12 protein-coding genes are annotated in these 14099 nt (G+C 58.9%); 5 read left to right on the top strand and 7 right to left on the bottom strand.

Annotated features, from left to right (window positions below; genetic code table 11):
* The first annotated feature begins 7 nt into the window (after positions 1–7).
* Genes RBH10_RS07015 through RBH10_RS07000 form a run of 4 tightly spaced genes read left to right on the top strand, consistent with a single transcriptional unit; the run spans position 8 to position 3722 of the window.
* Entirely contained in the window at positions 8–1009 is a 1002-nt protein-coding gene (locus RBH10_RS07015; protein WP_281037673.1) for an ABC transporter permease, read from the top strand.
* Positions 1006–2016: an ABC transporter permease gene (locus RBH10_RS07010; protein WP_281037674.1), complete on the top strand. Its 1011-nt coding sequence runs from the start codon at positions 1006–1008 to the stop codon at positions 2014–2016. Before RBH10_RS07015 ends, RBH10_RS07010 begins: the two co-directional genes overlap by 4 nt.
* A gap of 3 nt (positions 2017–2019) precedes the next feature.
* On the top strand, positions 2020–2343 hold the full coding sequence (rhaM, locus tag RBH10_RS07005) for an L-rhamnose mutarotase (RefSeq protein WP_281037675.1): 324 nt from the start codon (positions 2020–2022) through the stop codon (positions 2341–2343).
* Positions 2340–3722 (top strand): FGGY-family carbohydrate kinase, encoded by a 1383-nt coding sequence (locus RBH10_RS07000; RefSeq protein WP_281037676.1) that lies wholly within the window; start codon positions 2340–2342, stop codon positions 3720–3722. The genes rhaM and RBH10_RS07000 overlap by 4 nt, the downstream gene beginning before the upstream one ends.
* 192 nt (positions 3723–3914) lie before the next feature.
* On the opposite strand, the gene RBH10_RS06995 is transcribed toward RBH10_RS07000, so the two are convergent.
* From RBH10_RS06995 to RBH10_RS06980, 4 genes are all read right to left on the bottom strand, one after another.
* Positions 3915–4751, bottom strand: coding sequence for an alpha/beta fold hydrolase (locus RBH10_RS06995; protein ID WP_281037677.1), 837 nt, complete (start codon positions 4749–4751; stop codon positions 3915–3917).
* 319 nt (positions 4752–5070) lie between these two features.
* Positions 5071–5766 (bottom strand): FkbM family methyltransferase, encoded by a 696-nt coding sequence (locus tag RBH10_RS06990; RefSeq protein ID WP_281037678.1) that lies wholly within the window; start codon positions 5764–5766, stop codon positions 5071–5073.
* Positions 5767–5930: 164 nt separating this feature from the next.
* Entirely contained in the window at positions 5931–7865 is a 1935-nt protein-coding gene (locus RBH10_RS06985; RefSeq protein ID WP_281037679.1) for a bifunctional diguanylate cyclase/phosphodiesterase, read from the bottom strand.
* Between the two features lie 9 nt (positions 7866–7874).
* Complete coding sequence (locus RBH10_RS06980) at positions 7875–8381, bottom strand: oxidoreductase (RefSeq protein ID WP_045018830.1); 507 nt, start codon at positions 8379–8381, stop codon at positions 7875–7877.
* 629 nt (positions 8382–9010) lie between these two features.
* Between RBH10_RS06980 and RBH10_RS06975 the strand changes: the two genes are divergently transcribed.
* Complete coding sequence (locus RBH10_RS06975; RefSeq protein ID WP_281037680.1) at positions 9011–10447, top strand: NAD-dependent succinate-semialdehyde dehydrogenase; 1437 nt, start codon at positions 9011–9013, stop codon at positions 10445–10447.
* Between the two features lie 721 nt (positions 10448–11168).
* Here RBH10_RS06975 and RBH10_RS06970 read toward each other — a convergent pair.
* The 3 genes from RBH10_RS06970 to RBH10_RS06960 form a co-directional block, all read right to left on the bottom strand.
* Positions 11169–11960: a DNA adenine methylase gene (locus RBH10_RS06970; protein WP_281037681.1), complete on the bottom strand. Its 792-nt coding sequence runs from the start codon at positions 11958–11960 to the stop codon at positions 11169–11171.
* Positions 11961–12126: 166 nt separating this feature from the next.
* Complete coding sequence (locus RBH10_RS06965) at positions 12127–13878, bottom strand: SGNH/GDSL hydrolase family protein (RefSeq protein ID WP_281037682.1); 1752 nt, start codon at positions 13876–13878, stop codon at positions 12127–12129.
* Positions 13833–14021: a hypothetical protein gene (locus tag RBH10_RS06960; RefSeq protein ID WP_162731171.1), complete on the bottom strand. Its 189-nt coding sequence runs from the start codon at positions 14019–14021 to the stop codon at positions 13833–13835. Before RBH10_RS06960 ends, RBH10_RS06965 begins: the two co-directional genes overlap by 46 nt.
* Positions 14022–14099 lie beyond the last annotated feature (78 nt).

The following is a 14099-nucleotide window of genomic DNA, read 5'->3' as shown; positions in this document are numbered from 1 at the left end:
CAAGAGCATGCAACGTTTTCTCAAAAATCGCGAATGGCTGCTGGCGGGCATCATCGTCATCATGATCGCAGGCTTTGCGCTGCGCGCACCCGGTTTCGGCAGGCCCACCAATCTGGTCAATATCTTCAACGATACCTCCATCCTCATCATCCTGGCGCTTGGCCAGATGGCGGTCATTCTGACCAAATCCATCGATCTTTCGGTTGCCGCTAACCTCGCCTTCACCGGCATGGCGGTGGCGATGACCAATGCCGCCTTTCCGGGCATTCCATTGCCGTTGCTCATCGCAATGGCGGTTGGCATCGGCGCATTTTTGGGTTCCCTCAACGGCATTCTTGTCTGGTGGCTCGGCATTCCGCCCATCGTCGTCACGCTCGGCACGCTCACCATCTATCGCGGCATGGCCTTCGTGCTCTCGGGCGGCGGTTGGGTGAATGCGCACCAGCTTTCGCCCACCTTCCTCAACGTGCCGCGCACCATGGTTCTCGGCATGCCGGTTCTTTCCTGGGTTGCCATTCTCATCATCGCCGGCGCCTGGCTGGTGCTAAGCCGCACATCCTTCGGCCGCTCGGCCTATGCTTCCGGCGGCAATCCGGGCGCTGCGGTCTATGCCGGCATTGATGTCGGCCGCACCCGGTTTCTGGCTTTCGTGCTGTCCGGCGCGCTTGCTGGCCTTGCGAGCTATCTCTGGGTGTCGCGTTATGCCGTCGCTTATGTGGATATCGCCGCCGGTTTCGAACTGGATAGCGTGGCGGCAAATGTCATCGGCGGCATTTCCATTGCTGGCGGCATCGGCTCGGTGGCAGGTGCCGTGCTCGGCGCGCTGTTTCTCGGTGTCATCAAGAATGCCCTGCCCGTCATCGGCATTTCTCCCTTCGCACAAATGGCGATTTCCGGCGTGGTGATCGTGCTCGCCGTGGTCTTCAACGCCCGCGCCGAAGCTCGAAAAGGCCGCATCATCCTGCGCGACCGGGCGGCAAGCGATCAGGCCAAGGAGGCCGCAGCATGAGCACGCCATCTCAACCGACGCAGAACGCGCGCATCATTCCAGACAAGCTCGGCACGCCGCTGCGCCGCATCATGGCCAGCTGGGAAGTACTGCTGCTTGGCGTTGCCATCCTCATCTTCATCGCCAATTCGCTGGCCTCGCCCTATTTCCTCAATGCCTGGAACCTGTCCGACGCGACCTTCAATTTCACGGAGAAGGCGATCATCGCCTTCGCCATGGCGCTTTTGATCATCGCCGGCGAAATCGACCTGTCCGTCGCCGCCATCATCGCGCTCGCCTCCACCGCCATGGGTGCGGCGGTGCAGATGGGTGTCGGCACACCCGGCCTCGTCGCCATCGGCATCGGCACCGGACTTTTATGCGGGGCTTTCAACGGCTTTCTCGTTGCGGGACTGAAACTGCCATCCATCGTCGTCACCATCGGCACCATGAGCCTGTTTCGCGGCATTTCCTACATGGTGCTGGGCGATCAGGCCTACGGCAAATATCCGGCGGATTTCGCCTATTTCGGTCAGGGCTACGTCTTCTCGGTCATCTCCTTCGAATTCGTGTTGTTCATCGTCATGGCCGTTCTCTTCGCCATTCTGCTGCACGCCACCAATTTCGGCCGGCAGGTCTATGTGATCGGCAACAACCCTTTTGCTGCCCGTTTTTCCGGTATTCCGGTCGAGCGGGTGAAGTTCATCCTTTTCCTTTTGACCGGCCTGATGAGCGGCATCGCCGCCGTCTGCCTCACCTCGCGGCTCGGCTCCACCCGCCCCTCGATTGCTCAAGGCTGGGAGCTTGAAGTGGTGACCATGGTGGTTCTCGGCGGCGTTTCCATTCTCGGCGGCTCCGGCACCATTGCAGGTGTTGTTATAGCCGCCTTCGTCATGGGCCTCGTCACCTTCGGGTTGGGGCTTCTGAACGTGCCTGGCATCGTCATGTCGATCTTTGTCGGCCTGCTGCTGATCATCACCATCGCCATCCCCATCGTTGTGCGCCGCCTTAAAGCCATGAGAAGCTGAGCCATGCCGGAATTTGAAAAACACGCCTTCAAGATGAAGCTCTTCGCCGGCAAGGAGGCAGAGTACAGACGGCGCCATGATGAGATATGGTCGGAACTGGTGGCGCTGCTGCACGAGGCGGGTGTGAGCGACTATTCGATCCACCTCGATCCGGAAACCAACATCCTGTTCGGCGTGCTGACGCGCCCGAAGAACCACGGCATGGCGGCATTGCCCGAGCATCCCGTGATGAAGAAATGGTGGGCGCATATGGCTGACATCATGGAGAGCAATCTGGATAACTCGCCAATCGCGACAGACCTCGTGACGGTGTTCCATCTGCCATGAACGACGTGACAAAGCCACGCCGCGTCGCGGTCATCGATATCGGCAAGACCAATGCCAAGGTCGTCGTCATCGACACCGGAAGTGGAGAAGAGATCGCCAGTGACAGGCGCTCGAACCCTGTCCTTCGTGACGGCATCTATCCGCATTACGATGTGGAGATGCTCTGGGGGTTCATTCTCTCGTCTCTACGACGATTCAATCAGGAGCCAGGTTTCGACGCGATATCCATCACCACCCATGGCGCGGCGGCAGCACTTCTCGACGGAAACGGCGATCTGGCCATGCCAGCGCTCGATTATGAGCACGCCTATCCCGTGGAGATACGCGAGGCCTATCTCGGCATCCGGCCCGATTTTGCCGAGACCGGTTCGCCCTCGCTTCCCGCTGGGTTGAACCTTGGCGCGCAAATCCATTTCCAGAAAACCGCCTTTCCGCAGGAATTCGCCAGGGTGAGCAGCATCGTCACCTATGCGCAATATTGGGCGGGGCGACTGACCGGCGTTCAGGCCACCGAAACGACCTCGCTTGGTTGCCACACCGACCTGTGGAACCCGCGGCGGAAGGCGTTTTCATCGCTGGTGACGCGTCTTGGCATAGAGCAATTGATGGCACCGGTGCGCTCGGCCTTCGATGTGCTCGGACCAGTCCGCAAATCGGTGGCGCAGGAAACAGGGTTATCGCCGGACATGCCGGTCTATTGCGGCATTCATGATTCCAATGCGTCGCTCTTGCCGCATCTGCTACGACGGGAGGGCGATTTTTCGGTCGTCTCCACCGGCACCTGGGTGGTGAATTTCGCAATCGGCGGCGCGGCAGATGCGCTCGATCCCGCCCGCGACACGCTTTTGAACGTCGACGCCCTCGGGCGTCCCGTTCCCTCCTCCCGTTTCATGGGCGGCAGGGAATATGAAATGCTGACACAGCAATTCGGCCCTGCGCCGGATGAGGAAATCGAAGCCGCGCTCGACAGCGTGCTTGCCAAGGGCATGATGTTATTGCCAAGCATCGTCGGTGGCTCCGGCCCCTTCCCCGGCAAAACGGCACGCTGGATCGCCGACGAAAGTGCCACGGTCGCGGAGCGGCATGCGGCGGCGGCGCTTTATCTCGCTCTGATGACGGAGTTCAGCCTGTCTCTGATCGGGCGGAAAGGCCCGATACTGGTCGAAGGCCCCTTCGCCAGCAACGCGCTTTATCTCAAGGCGCTGGCCGGCTTTGCCGATACGGACGTGGTCGCCGTCAGCGGCTCCACCGGCACCAGCGCCGGGGCAGCGCTTCTTACCGGCATCAAGCCGCTTGCGGATCGCGAGCGTCATTTCTCCGCCGACGCTATTGAAGGACTTGATGCCTATCGCAGCGGCTGGCTGGCCAAACTCGCCTGATGACATGAGGCGGATATAACTCCGCTGTCCCCCACTCGACGTCATCCTCGGGCTTGACCCGAGGATCCACTCCCGCGCGAAACAATGGATCCTCGGGTCAAGCCCGAGGATGACGTCGCAAGTGGGGACAGGTTGTGGGCCAATCGCAAAATGCGGCCTCGTATTAGGCCGCATTCCCGTTTCACCCAAAGATCAAGCCTTGATGAAGGCCAAGAGATCGGCGTTCAGCACATCGGCATTGACGGTCAGCATGCCGTGCGAGAAGCCGGGATAGGTCTTCAGCGTGCCGTTTTTCAGCAGTTTCACCGCCTTTAGCGCAGAGTCGGCAATCGGTACGATCTGATCGTCTTCGCCGTGCAGCACCAGCGTCGGAACACTGATCGCCTTCAGGTCTTCGGTCTGATCGGTTTCCGAGAAGGCCTTGATGCCATCGTAGTGCGCCTTGGCGCCGCCCATCATGCCCTGCCTCCACCAGTTCTGGATCACACCTTCATGAACGGTCGCGCCATCGCGGTTGAAGCCGTAGAACGGGCCGGCCGGCACATCGCGGAAGAACTGCGCACGGTTGGCGGCAAGCGCCGAGCGGAAGCCGTCGAAGACCTCCATCGGCAGGCCTTCCGGGTTGGCCGCGGTCTTGAGCATCAGCGGCGGCACGGCGGAAACGAGAACGGCCTTGGCAACGCGGCCTGCGGGTTCACCGTGTTTCGCGACATAACGCGCCACTTCGCCACCGCCGGTGGAATGGCCGATATGCACGGCATTTTTCAGGTCCAGCGCCTCGACGACGGCAAAGGCGTCGGCGGCATAATGGTCCATATCGTGGCCTTCGGAAACCTGTGCCGAGCGGCCGTGGCCACGGCGGTCATGGGCGACGACACGATAGCCCTTGGAGACGAAGAACAGCATCTGCGCGTCCCAGTCGTCGGAGCTCAGCGGCCAGCCGTGGTGGAATACGATGGGCTGGGCATCCTTCGGGCCCCAGTCCTTGTAGAAGATTTCGGTTCCGTCAGTCGTCTTAACAAAGCCCATGATCGTTTCTCCTTCGGTTGCGTTGGCATCTCCGGTGCAGCCTCAGTTGTGCGCCGGTTTGATGGAGGGATAATGACGCGGGAAAACGGCCTCAACAATTACAATAATAATTCGGAATGAATTGCGTTCTTAGCAATAATAACCGAGCAGCCCGCTGCCTGCGATTTCGGTATCGGCGCTAAACGGCATGAAGCCCAAAAAGTTGCGACGGATGGCGCAAACGGATCGGAAAATGATTGCAGACAGAGCGCTCCGCGCCCTGTCCTTGGCCTGAAAATGAAACAGTTAAAGTCGCTCGCGGAACGAGGCGCTGGTGCTTTCAATCCACCTCGGGATCGTATTCCCTCGGGCTGTCGTCCTTCGAGAACAATACGCAAGGGCCGCGTGAGCCGCGCGGATCATAGGCATAACCCTTGGCGGTCAGCGCCTGCATGATGTCGCGAACACCGGCAAGGCCATAAAGGTGGTCATGCAGCTCGACGAATATCCGTTCCACGCCGGCAAGCTCGGCATTGCCGAGCAGATCGCGTTCCGCACCCTCGATATCCATGACGAGCGCGGTAATGCCCCGGCTGGCGACAAATTCATCGATATTCGCCGAAGAGATTTCGATGCGTTTTTCATAAGGGCCCTGATTTTCGTCCATGGACGACATCCAGAGATCCTTGCGGACATAAAAAGGATAGGTGCGCGGCTCGTCGGCGGTGAGAAGACCCTGTGAGAACACGACATTGTCACGGCAGTTGGCCTTGATCACCCGTTCCGCCAGCGCCGCCGTCGACGGATTGGCCTCGAACGCCCATACGGCAACATCTTTAATGCCGGCGATGATCGAGGTGATGATGCCGATACCGGAGCCCAGTTCCAGCACACGGTCACCGGGCTTGATGGCTTTCAGGACGCTGCGGGCCTCTTTCGCCTCATAGCTGCCGTCGGTCAGCGCCTGCCAGATGACGGGCGATACCTCATCGGAAGACAGAGGCAGAGCTATTCCATGCACGTCCCGTATTTCCATGTTTCCAAGCCTTTTCGCAAAACCCGGTCGCTTCGCCAGAATGATCCCGCATCGACCGGGAATGCTCTACAGCATCGGCGCGGCAACCGGTATCGGTTTTCGCGTGAAACGATGCATACTCATGAAAATTTGACGCTTCGCTCTGCTCGGAAGCAAATCCGTTTTCAGACGGAACTCCAAGCCACCAGTTCCTTGGCAGGCAACGGCCTGCTGATCAGATATCCCTGTACCAGATCGCATCCCAGACGTTTGACGCATTCATATTGCTCCTCCGTCTCGATGCCTTCGGCGATGGTGGTCATTCTGAGGCTACGGCCGACGCCAACCACGAATTCGACGATCGCCAGCGCATCACGATCGCTGGTGATATCGCGCAGGAAAGACCGGTCGATCTTGATCTTGTCGAAGGGCACGCCGCGCAAATTCGCAAGCGAGGAATAACCGGTGCCGAAATCGTCCATGGCGATCTGGATGCCGACGGCCTTTAGCCGCGTGAGCGTGTTGATGGTCTGGTCGCTCTTGTTGAGCAGGATCGATTCGGTGATCTCAAGTTCGAGCCGGCTCGGCTCCAGCCCGCTTTTTTCGAGCGCGCCCATCACGTTCTGGATAAGGTTGGTGCTGTGGAACTGAACCGGCGAGAGATTGACCGCCACCTTCATGTCCTCGTCCCAGCCCATCGCCTCGCGGCAGGCGGTCTCCATTACCCATTTTCCAAGCGAATGGATAAGGCCGGTTCTTTCCGCAACGGGAATGAACACGCTGGGCGGCACATCGCCCCGCACCGGATGTTTCCAGCGCAGAAGTGCCTCGAAGCCGCAAAGCTTGCGGGTCTGCGTCGCCACCTGTGGCTGATAATAGACCTCCATCTCATCGTTCTGCAACGCCGTCTGCAGATCGGCCTCGAAGGATTTCTTCTCGGTCAACTGCTTCTGCATGCGAACCTTGAAAACGCTTGCCCGGCCCGGGCCGATAGCCTTGGCCTCATAGAGAGCCAGATCGGCGCGCTTGAACAATTCATCCGCATCGACGGTGCCGTGCGATATGGCGATGCCGATGCAGGTGCCGATTTTGACCTCCTGCTCGCCGAGCTGGTAGGTTCGGCTGATCTGCTCGATAAGTTTGGAGGCAAGACGGCGCGCCGCGTCCTCATTGAGATCATCGGACACGACGGCGAATTCATCGCCGCCCAGCCGGCAAACCATGTCGTAATCACCGCCGATACCCGAAAGGCGCTGCGCCACGGCCTGAAGCAGGGCATCGCCCGAATCGTGGCCGAGCGTGTCGTTGACATCCTTGAACCCGTCGAGATCGAGCAGAAGAATGGCCGTCGTTCCGTTGCCGCCGAAGGATCGGCGCAATCGCTCTATCAGTTCCTGCCGGAACAGCGCGCGGTTCGGCAGTCCCGTCAGCGCATCATGATAGGCATCATGTTCCAGCCGGACATTTTTCGCCTGCAATTCAAGCGTGGCGGCGCGCAGGTCGTCCGTCAGGCCGCGCATGCTTTTTTGCGCGCGGTTGAGCAGATCGTTCTGGCGTAGCAGCAATATCACAAGTGCTATACCGCACAGGATCAGGCCGCCCGCCAGCGCGGTATAAACGATATGCAGCTTGCGCACATCCTCATGGGCCGTGTCGATCAGGTTGACGTCGAAAGCGACCGATGATGATGCCAGCGTCGTCATCGGCGCGTCCAGCGCGCTCATCACGGAGAGCAGATCCGGCACATCGGCCGGCTTCAGGCTGCCCATCTGCTGTTCCAGACGGGCCAGAGCCGCATCAAGGCGGGCTACGAGGTCCCGCCACTGCTGCTTTTCATTGATGAAAGCGCCGAGATTGCCCTGCTTCAAAAGCTCCAGGCGACTCAGCATGATGTCCAGACGCAGCTGCAATTCGTCCCGATCGACCTCACCGGGGCTGAGCGCAAACACGGCCAGCTTGTTCTGAAGGCGAAGATATTCCGCTACGGTCTGGCTGACCGCCCATGAATCATTATAGCGGGCGAATTTCTGCAGAGCGGTCTGACGCTCGGCAATGACGAAAGCGATATAGCCCGTTGCCAGGACGAAGCAACAGATGATCACCGCCACAAGTTTTCGCAAACGGCACCTTTATTCCACTATCAATTTGGCGACTTGCCATGCGGACCGCGAATAATAGGTCTGTTTCTGCAGCTCCGGGTCGCTGTCATAGGGATATATGACGAACAATGGGCCCTTTTCGCGAACTGTCATGTAGTTGCCATCCAGTTTGATCGCGAGGATAACGTTAAATTTCTTAAAATCCTCAACCGGTATCGTGCTGACATAGTCGTTGAGAGCGACCGCCGTGACGCTGGTGCCCTTTGCGCCGACGACATCCATCAATTTTGCCAGCGACACGCCGTCAAAACGGACACGGCCATCGTGCCAGGGCGTCGTGGTTTCCACCGTCACCATGCCGAGCGCCTCCAGCATGTCGCGATCAAATACCGCAGCGCCATCGGCATTGGTGTTGGTGATGTTTCCGGAGATGGTCAATATCGGCTTGCCTTGCGGCTTGGCGATCGTCCCGGCCTCGGCACAGGAAAGCCACACGAGCGACAGGAACGCACTGAGAAGTACCCGGGCGAAACTCATAACTCTTTCTCCATCGATAACGTTCGGGTCGAGGGGTTTTCGCCAACCTTTAAGGGTCAAGGGAACCGACGCTCGCATTATATATCAGGAATGAATGTTATATCGTCAGTGAGTTTTTATCCGTATTTTCTCTAGGTTTTCAGTAAACCCTTTGGATAATTTTTCCGTCTTATTGTATTTTTTCACGCTTCGCGCCCTGTTATGACGCAAGCGACAACCCAAGATATGCCCTCCCGCCAGTCCGCCCGGTGCGACAACGGCCGAATCGCGGCACATGCTTTCCCGCTCACGGACAGGAACGCATGATTCGCGCGGGCCGGACAAGGCCATCGGAGGTTCGGCACCTTCTTGCAGGTCAAACAGGCATGACGGAAGACAAGTTCCACATCACAGAAAAAATCATGGCGTTTGCCGGAGCGGACGGTTGAAACATACCGCCCGGAACTTAATATAAGGGCTGTCATTTCCGTTTCCGGCAATTCCAGAACCCTCCTGCCGGAAATGCCCAGACACAGGTTCCGCGCAGCGAAAGCCGCGATGCCGGATATAGTCCGGCCAGGAAAATTCTGTTCCCGTCTCCGGGTCCGACGGCACCTTGCCGTATTGGCCGCATCATGAAGGTAGTCCCTATGCACACCTATCCCGACATCAAACTTCTCATTGATGGCGAATGGCGAGACGCCGTTTCCGGCAAGACGATCGCCGTGTCCGATCCTGCGACCGACGAGATCATCGGCGCGATCGCCCATGCCGAAAAGCCGGATCTAGATCTGGCGCTGGCCGCTGCCGAGCGGGGCTTCAAGGTCTGGCGCGACACCTCGCCCTTCGAGCGTTCCAAGATCATGCGCAAGGCGGCCGATATATTGCGTGAGCGCAAGGACAAGATCGCCTATATAATGACCCGCGAACAGGGCAAGCCGCTTTCGCAATCGGCAACCGAAATCCTGGGCGCCGCCGACACCATCGACTGGTTTGCCGAAGAAGCGCGCCGCACCTATGGCCAGGTCATTCCGGCGCGTGCGACCGGTGTTTCCCAGCTAGCCATCAAGCTGCCGGTCGGTCCCGTCGCCGCCTTCACGCCCTGGAATTTCCCGATCAACCAGATCGTCCGCAAGCTTTCCGCAGCGCTTGCCACCGGCTGCTCGATCATCGTCAAGGCTCCGGAAGAAACACCGGCATCGCCGGCGGAACTGATCCGCGCCTTCGTGGATGCGGGCGTGCCGGCGGGTGTCATCGGTCTCGTTTATGGCGTTCCGTCCGAAATTTCGGAATATCTGATCCCGCACCCGGTCATTCGCAAGATTTCCTTCACCGGCTCCACGCCGATCGGCAAACATCTGGCGGCCCTTGCCGGCAAGCACATGAAGCGCGCCACGATGGAACTCGGCGGCCATGCGCCTGTCATGATCTTCGACGATGCCGATATCGAAAAGGCGATCCAGGTGACCTCGCTTGCGAAATTCCGCAATGCCGGCCAGGTCTGCGTCGCCCCCACCCGCTTCCTCGTGCAGGACGGCGTGGCGGATCGCTTCCTTGAAGGTTTCGTGGAAGCCACGAAAGCCATCAAGGTCGGCAACGGACTGGAAGACGGTGTCGTCATGGGTCCGCTCGCCAATGAACGCCGTATCCCGGCGCTGGAAGGCCTCATCAACGACGCCGTTTCCCATGGCGCCGAACTGAAGACCGGCGGCCGCCGCATCGGAAACAAGGGTAACTTCTTCGAGCCGACGGTTCTTGCCAACGTGCCGGTGACAGCCAAGATCATGAACGACGAGCCCTTCGGTCCCGTCGCGATCATCAACCGCTTCTCGACTTTCGATGACGCCATCACCGAAGCGAACCGCCTGCCCTTCGGCCTTGCATCCTATGCCTTCACCGGTTCGGTCAAGACCGCGCACGCGCTCGGCCATCAGGTCGAGGCCGGCATGCTGACCATCAACCACAACGGTCTTGCGCTTCCTGAAGTCCCCTTCGGCGGCATCAAGGATTCCGGCTACGGTACGGAAGGCGGCTCGGAAGCGGTTCAGGCCTATCTGGAGACCAAATTCGTCAGCCAGATGAGCTGAAGGCCTTGTCTCCGGCTCTGGGTGGGTAACAATATCCGCCCAACGCTTGAGTTTGGCGAACCCGGAGTACCCATACTCCGTCACCCCGGACTCGATCCGGGGTCCAGTGCGATCAAGTCTTTGATCGCGAAAGAGTCGTTTCACGGCGCAGACGCGCCGTGGCTGGATGCCGGATCGCGTCCTGTAGCGCGCAAAATCGAATGGCGCGAAGCGCAACATCAGTTGGCAACAAAAACCGCTCTCACCATGGCGCTCCGCCAAACATCGGCTTGAGGTTTACGGCGTCTGCAGGCTCATAGGTCCACCGCCATTTATCGTCCAGTGCTTTCGCGGTCGTTGCGGCGATTTCATTCCGTGCAGGCTCGGAGTAAAGCGTCAGCTTGTTTGCGTAAGTTTTGGCGGTCTCGTCTGGTACGGCCGTCAAGGTCTCTGCGATGAAGTCCTCGACTTCGGTTTTTCCACCTTCTTATCTTCTTCATAGAAGGTATAGGTGTGGCCGAGATATCGAGCGACGACAACCGCAACCTCCCTCGTGGCATTCGCCTCTCGCCGACGCCGAACACCCGTGCCGCCAAATCCGTTTCTGAACGTCCTTGGCACAACCGCCAACGCGATGGAAATCGCCGCTCCAAGATCATCTCGTCCCTCGGTCATGTTGTCCTCCTGTAGTGCAAAGACGCGGCAATCGAACCGCGTCTGGCACTGCTCCCGCGTGGAGCGGTTATTTGCAGATAATGACTTCCTTAACAGCCTTCTGGTTCCGGCCGGATATCGAATAAGTGCAATCGACCTCTTCGATCCGAAAGCTTTTAAAGGTCTCATAGACCTCTGGAACGGCGTTTAAAGACAGTATGAAGTGGCCTTTAAGCCCGCTTAAAACGTCTGCCATCTCCGCGAACTCCTCGCGACCGAAAACACACGCGCCGTAGTCGGTCTCGTTTCCGAAGTAAGGTGGATCGAGATAAAAGAGCATTTCCGGCCGGTCGTAACGTTCAATGAAGCGCCTCCAAGGAAGCTGCTCGATGACGACGCCTGCCATGCGTTCATGGATCGCCTCCAGTTGAGGAGCGAGCTTCATAAGATTGAAGCGAGCGCCCTGCATCGTAACGCCAAAATTCTGCCCGGCGACTTTTCCGCCAAAAGCCGTTCGCTGCAGATAGAGGAACCGTGCGGCACGCTCCAGATCGGTCAGGGTAGAAGGATCGACACGAGACAGGCGGTCAAACTCGCGCCGGCTCGTAACCTGATATCGGAGCGTCTCCATGAACTGCGGATAGTGCCTCTGCAATATCCTGAAGAGGTTCGCGACGTCGCCGCTGATGTCGTTAATGACCTCCATGCGCGGCTGGAGGTTTCGACGGAGGAACACGCCCCCCATTCCAACGAACGCCTCCGCATAGCTTTCGTGCGGCGTCTCATTGATACGGGCGATGATGGCTTTCGCCAGAACACGTTTTCCACCGATATAAGCGGCAGCGGGAGTGGCCGGAGCCACCGGCATCAGATTCACCATTTCAAATATCTCTCGACTCAGTCACAGCAAATCCGCCCTGCAGGGTACGGGTGTGACAGTTATCGAATTGCGCTGTCGGACGGGTTAGGTCGCCAAACTTTGGCCCGTCGCTCGGGGTGCACGAGGCACCTCGGGCCACCCGGTCTAAATCCGGGTGGCGAATGGATCATGCCGCCAGACCGATGCGCGGCTTGTCGCCCTCGACCATCATTATCTTCTGAAGCCGCAGAGGCAGGTTCGATGCAGGTGCCGTCACGCCGAAACCGGGGCGGATCGAGAAATATGTATTGAATCCGTTTGTATCGATGTCGGCGTCGATGAGGACATTATGGAAGACCGCCAACATCCACCCGCCTGTTACCTGATCGCCAGCGCCGCCGAAGTGCAACGCGGCACCCACCAGCGTCCGGACAGACCCCCCCGACTTTACGACCAAGTTGATCGTCGGGCTGCGCTGGCCCGCCACGGTGTAATAAAGGATGGCGACGGTAACGCGTTTGCCCAAGAGCGGCGTCAGCTCGGTTGTGCGGATGTACCGCACCATGCCTGCAGCAGCATTGCCGTTGGGCACCATGGAAAACGAATGCGCAAAACCCGGCCACTTAACATTGGTATCCTTTGTCGCCGTCGCCGGGGCCTGTGCACTCCAATTGACAGGCACAGCGCCGGTCCAGTTCGAAAAATCCGGGTTTGCATGTAGATTGGTTGCCGCAGTCAGCGGCCATGGAGCGGTCGTGAAACCTGCTACCGGCGTCGAGCCGCGATAGCTGGCAATAAGCCAATCCGCAATGCGGGCATAACCTTCATCATTGGGATGAGTGTCATCGAGATACCAGTTGCTCGGCTTGCCCGCATTCATGAATACCTGATGCGTGTCGATGACCATGATATCGGTCAGTGATGCGCCGATCTCTAGAATTGCCGCCCGCACCTTGTCGTAACCAGTGCTGCCACGCTTGGGATTTTGGGTGGTTATGATCTGCGGCACGCCCGGCCATTTCAGGCAGGTCATCCCTATTGGACCGAGGAAGCAGGATTTGCCGGAGACGTACCGGACATCACCGCCCGACAGCTCGAAACTCTGCATGTTGTGGCCCTGATGCATGATGCAAAGGTCGGGCGTCGGAATCGCCAGTGCGGCCGCCCGTTGGTCGGCAAACATGTAACCGGCCATGCCACCCGGCAACGAGGCCAGATAGACGTTCAGCGTCCCGCGTGTGCCAGTCCTGAGCGTCACGGGATCGGCATAGGCCTTCGGCCCGGTGGCCGCGCTTGTCTGCCATTCCGCCCAACGACACACAATGACCGTCGCATCGTGCATCTCGCCCATTGCCATGGCGAGGCGGTAAAAGATGCCCGGATCGGGATATGCGGTGCTGTCGCCATTAATAAAGAGTGTGGCGTTCTGCCCTCCATCAAGCTTGGCGTGGATCGGGGACCATGCGTTGACACCACGCACGTTGGCAATGAACGTCTTGCGACGAACGCGCTTGCCATCCGTTGCCTCAATCGTCACTGATGGGGACGGTGTCACCTTATGATCGAGCGCCGTAAGCCCCCGAACGAGGTTGTTGCCGGAAAGGGCAAACCTGCCGCCGGCGTCGTCAATCAGCTTGAATGTCCACGGCATTCCCATCTCCAAACCAGCGAGGGCATCTCCAGCCCCCGCGCTATCGTCAAAATTCAAAGCGGAAAGCGACAGGCCTGCAGACGAGTCGAAGACGGAGACTGCGGCCAGCGTGTCGCCGGCATTGGATGTTTCCTCGAAATCGAGCTTGGAGATTTCGAGGGCGGGTCCTGATCCAGCTCCGAAATCAGCCGGCGCTAAACCTCTCCCGGTCCGAAACAATGAGGTGCCGAATTGATGAATTTTCATTCTCTCACCACCTCGACAACAAGCGTCTCGCTGGTCGGCCAAACGTAGACGTTTGTATCCACTCCATCGAACTGGAGGCTGATCGGGCGGGTCTGATCCAAGGTGAGATAGTCCAGCGCCGGTGCGCCGATCGGCGGTGCGGCCGTGCCAAGCACAAGACGGCCTGCGCCAACGTCTCGGACCATTACAAGCACTCTCGCCTTCGCTGTCGAGACCGGCGTCCATTGGCCTTTCGGGCATTCAATCCCTTTGATTTCAGCAGT

This window comes from Rhizobium sp. AN73 (assembly GCF_030757975.1).
In the GTDB taxonomy this organism is placed as follows: Bacteria; Pseudomonadota; Alphaproteobacteria; order Rhizobiales; family Rhizobiaceae; genus Agrobacterium; species Agrobacterium arsenijevicii.
The sequence above is the reverse complement of the archived record's forward strand: the minus strand, read 5'-3'. Positions and strand labels throughout refer to the sequence as shown.

Excerpts from the sequence above, each read along its gene's own strand:
- RBH10_RS06970 (WP_281037681.1), bottom strand. The coding sequence starts at position 11,960 with ATGGTGAATCTGATGCCGGTGGCTCCGGCCACTCCCGCTGCCGCTTAT.
- RBH10_RS06960 (WP_162731171.1), bottom strand. The coding sequence starts at position 14,021 with ATGGTCCGAGACGTTGGCGCAGGCCGTCTTGTGCTTGGCACGGCCGCA.
- RBH10_RS07010 (WP_281037674.1), top strand. The coding sequence starts at position 1,006 with ATGAGCACGCCATCTCAACCGACGCAGAACGCGCGCATCATTCCAGAC.
- RBH10_RS07015 (WP_281037673.1), top strand. The coding sequence starts at position 8 with ATGCAACGTTTTCTCAAAAATCGCGAATGGCTGCTGGCGGGCATCATC.
- RBH10_RS06995 (WP_281037677.1), bottom strand. The coding sequence starts at position 4,751 with ATGGGCTTTGTTAAGACGACTGACGGAACCGAAATCTTCTACAAGGAC.
- RBH10_RS06975 (WP_281037680.1), top strand. The coding sequence starts at position 9,011 with ATGCACACCTATCCCGACATCAAACTTCTCATTGATGGCGAATGGCGA.
- rhaM (WP_281037675.1), top strand. The coding sequence starts at position 2,020 with ATGCCGGAATTTGAAAAACACGCCTTCAAGATGAAGCTCTTCGCCGGC.
- RBH10_RS06990 (WP_281037678.1), bottom strand. The coding sequence starts at position 5,766 with ATGGAAATACGGGACGTGCATGGAATAGCTCTGCCTCTGTCTTCCGAT.
- RBH10_RS06980 (WP_045018830.1), bottom strand. The coding sequence starts at position 8,381 with ATGAGTTTCGCCCGGGTACTTCTCAGTGCGTTCCTGTCGCTCGTGTGG.
- RBH10_RS07000 (WP_281037676.1), top strand. The coding sequence starts at position 2,340 with ATGAACGACGTGACAAAGCCACGCCGCGTCGCGGTCATCGATATCGGC.